The 2,747-nt window shown below is 51.1% G+C and carries 1 protein-coding gene; it reads right to left on the reverse strand.

Going from position 1 to position 2,747, the window contains the following annotated elements:
- On the reverse strand, positions 1-2,635 hold a 2,635-nt coding region (locus F4X88_04015; GenBank protein MYA55441.1), incomplete at its 3' end, for a lamin tail domain-containing protein.
- Between the last annotated feature and the right edge of the window lie 112 nt (positions 2,636-2,747).

Raw genomic sequence — 2,747 nt, forward strand, 5'->3', positions numbered from 1 at the left:
CTTTGAACTCGCCATCGCGTTGGTTACTGCGCTTGATGAAGAATCCAGCGTTGTTGAGTTCAGACTGCGTTGCCCAAGTAATCACAACTGCGCCAGTCGCCTTGTCGCGTGCCGGGCGGAAGTGTGAGAGTTCAACGGGTAGCGGTCCACCCGCATCATAGCCAGGGGTTCCAGCGTCTTCATCGCTGCCATACCACGTTGCGGGCCCATCGACGAGTGCTGTGCTGGAGGCAAGCACCCAACCGTTGGCATCTGTGCCCATGGTCATCATACCCGCATCCATTTCATGACGGATCAACGAACTCCGACCGTTCTCGTCCATTGGGATCTCCCAGGCTTCCGCGGCATCAAGGTTGCCTGCCGTGTCGCCAAACTGCACAATGCCTGTGGTTTGGGGGGGCAGGAGTTCGATCACAAAACCTATCGGACTCAGGAGCGTATACCGTCCCCTTTGCTTTAATTGCTCAGAGACGTTCATCAGCCGGTCGCCTAATACGCTGAGGTTGCTGGAGCTTCGACCGCCCCAAGCGACCAAGAGGAGCGATTTCCCCATCGTGCCGCCCATATCCGTGCCACCCCCGACACCGAGCGTGCCGCTGAGGTGGATGCTCACGTTAGTCGAAACGACATCCGCATCCGCACTGGCGTTCTCAATCTCAACAGACCACCCCGCGAGACTCTTTTCCATACCACTCATGTTGGTGAGTTCAATCCACTGTGGGAGTCGACCGTTACCCGTGTCCACCATGATTTCAGTAATCTTGATGTCATCAGACATAGCAACCGGAATAACGGGAGCAGGTGTGGGTTCGGGTGTCGGTGCCGGTGCGACTGGATACGCAGCAGGTGAAGCACCCGGTGAACCGATGCGTGTCCCTTCAACGCTTGTCTTGAAGTTCTGACCTGGGGGTGTAGAGGCAGCCCAGCTGCTCGCCATCGTGCCATCCGCTGCCATGCCCGTGGCACCAATAACGCGCTGCATCGAGATAAGTGGTTGGGTCGGTGTCACTGCAACGATGTCGCCAGGAGCTTCGCCAACACCTGTTCTACCGCTTTGACCTTTACCGGCGACGGACCAGTATCCAGAAGCCCCCACAGTACCAACAGTGTCTGCCACCTTAGCTGCGTCAAGGGCTGCCAATGCCGCTCGATCTGATGCCCCGGGTCCATAGAAAACTAACTTCACATCTTTCGTTTTTACCTGGGCCCCTGGGTTCATGATCTCAATCCATTGGCTCTCGAAACTCTCAGGCAGTGACGCATCCGAACCCCACATAATTTCACTGATAACTAAACCTGCTGGACCTATGAGCACAATCGTGCCACCGTTAGCGAGGAAGGTTTCCAAGTTAGGTAACCCTGCCTTAATCACGTTGTACATCCGTTGTGCGGGTTGTCGATCACCAACCAGTATGTCGTCATCCTTTGGATCTCCGGGATAAACGACCGCCGTGGAGTCGGTTCTCTTTTCGTGGTTATCGTCGCCGTCGCCATCATCTTTGGCAACAACCAAATATCCGTTTGCTGGAATGATAATATCATTCGGAATCGCAACTGTAAGTCCGGCCTCTTTCGCAGCTGCGGGGCCCTTTTTCACCTTAACTTCGAGCTTGTCCCGCCCATTCATTGCAGCCTTCTCTGAAGGCATCCGATACATGCCAGGCTCAAGGATAGCAGTACCCTCGCCTTGGGTTTTGACGAGATCCTTAAAGTCTTTGACTCGAATGATCACTTTATCTTTTGAACCATCCGGCATAATCGTGGCAAGATATGGATAATACTTATCATCTCTGCCAGTGGCTAAGGGAACGGGATCCGCAGGAGTGCCATCGTGATCGTAGCCTCCCTCAGATTCCGGAGGACTAATGGCAGCTGCAGATGCATCAGTAGGCATTCTTGTGAAGGATACACCAGTGACCACATTGGTGACTTTACCGCCTGAAACGCTCAGTGCCTTTATCCTGTCGGCAACTTTCGCAGCAGCGAGACTCCCGTTGGGTTTCTCAGTCAGCACGATTTTTACCAAGAACTCACCGGTTACAACTTCTTCTAAAAAAGCACTATCGATGGTTGAACCAATCGCGGTCGCTCTCGTGATAGAAATGACTTTTGGGTCATTCGGACCATCTACTGTAGGCGAAGAGTCACTACTATCAGGGTTTACATACTTAAACTTCAGTGTAACACCTGAACTGTCTGAATCTCCTGTATTAGCAGATTGAAGTTTTTTAGGCACTAAGATGATAGTTATCTCTGTATCATGATCGTTGTCAGCACCACCCGCAGGATCTGCTAATGGTATAAGAAATCTCTTGTTACCTTCGCTGGCTGTAATGTTGGTTCCTACTGTTGTTCCTACTGCGGCTGTGATCTGTGCACCTATAACCACAAAATCGTCTGCAGTAATACTCCCAGGTACAAGAGGCTCTTCGGCATCAAGCCTTATTGAAGCATTGGCACCTGCTATCACTTGGATGCCATCCGCGGAACTGACATCGGCTGGATCACCAGAACCAGCACGGTTGGCATCATGAACACGCAGTTTTATCTCATTTGCCAATGCTGCCGGAGCTGCGATCAAGAGAACCACTACCATTAAAGTTAAGAAGGAAAATGTCCATTTCATAGACATCATTCGTTTCATCTCCTTGTTCTTATGGAATAAAATTGTAAACTTAAACCTAAAACCTTAAAAATAAGAACGGACTCAGGGATTATTAAATCCGTATCTTGATTTGAACTTAACC

The organism is Candidatus Poribacteria bacterium (assembly GCA_009839745.1).
Taxonomy (GTDB): Bacteria; Poribacteria; WGA-4E; order WGA-4E; family WGA-3G; genus WGA-3G.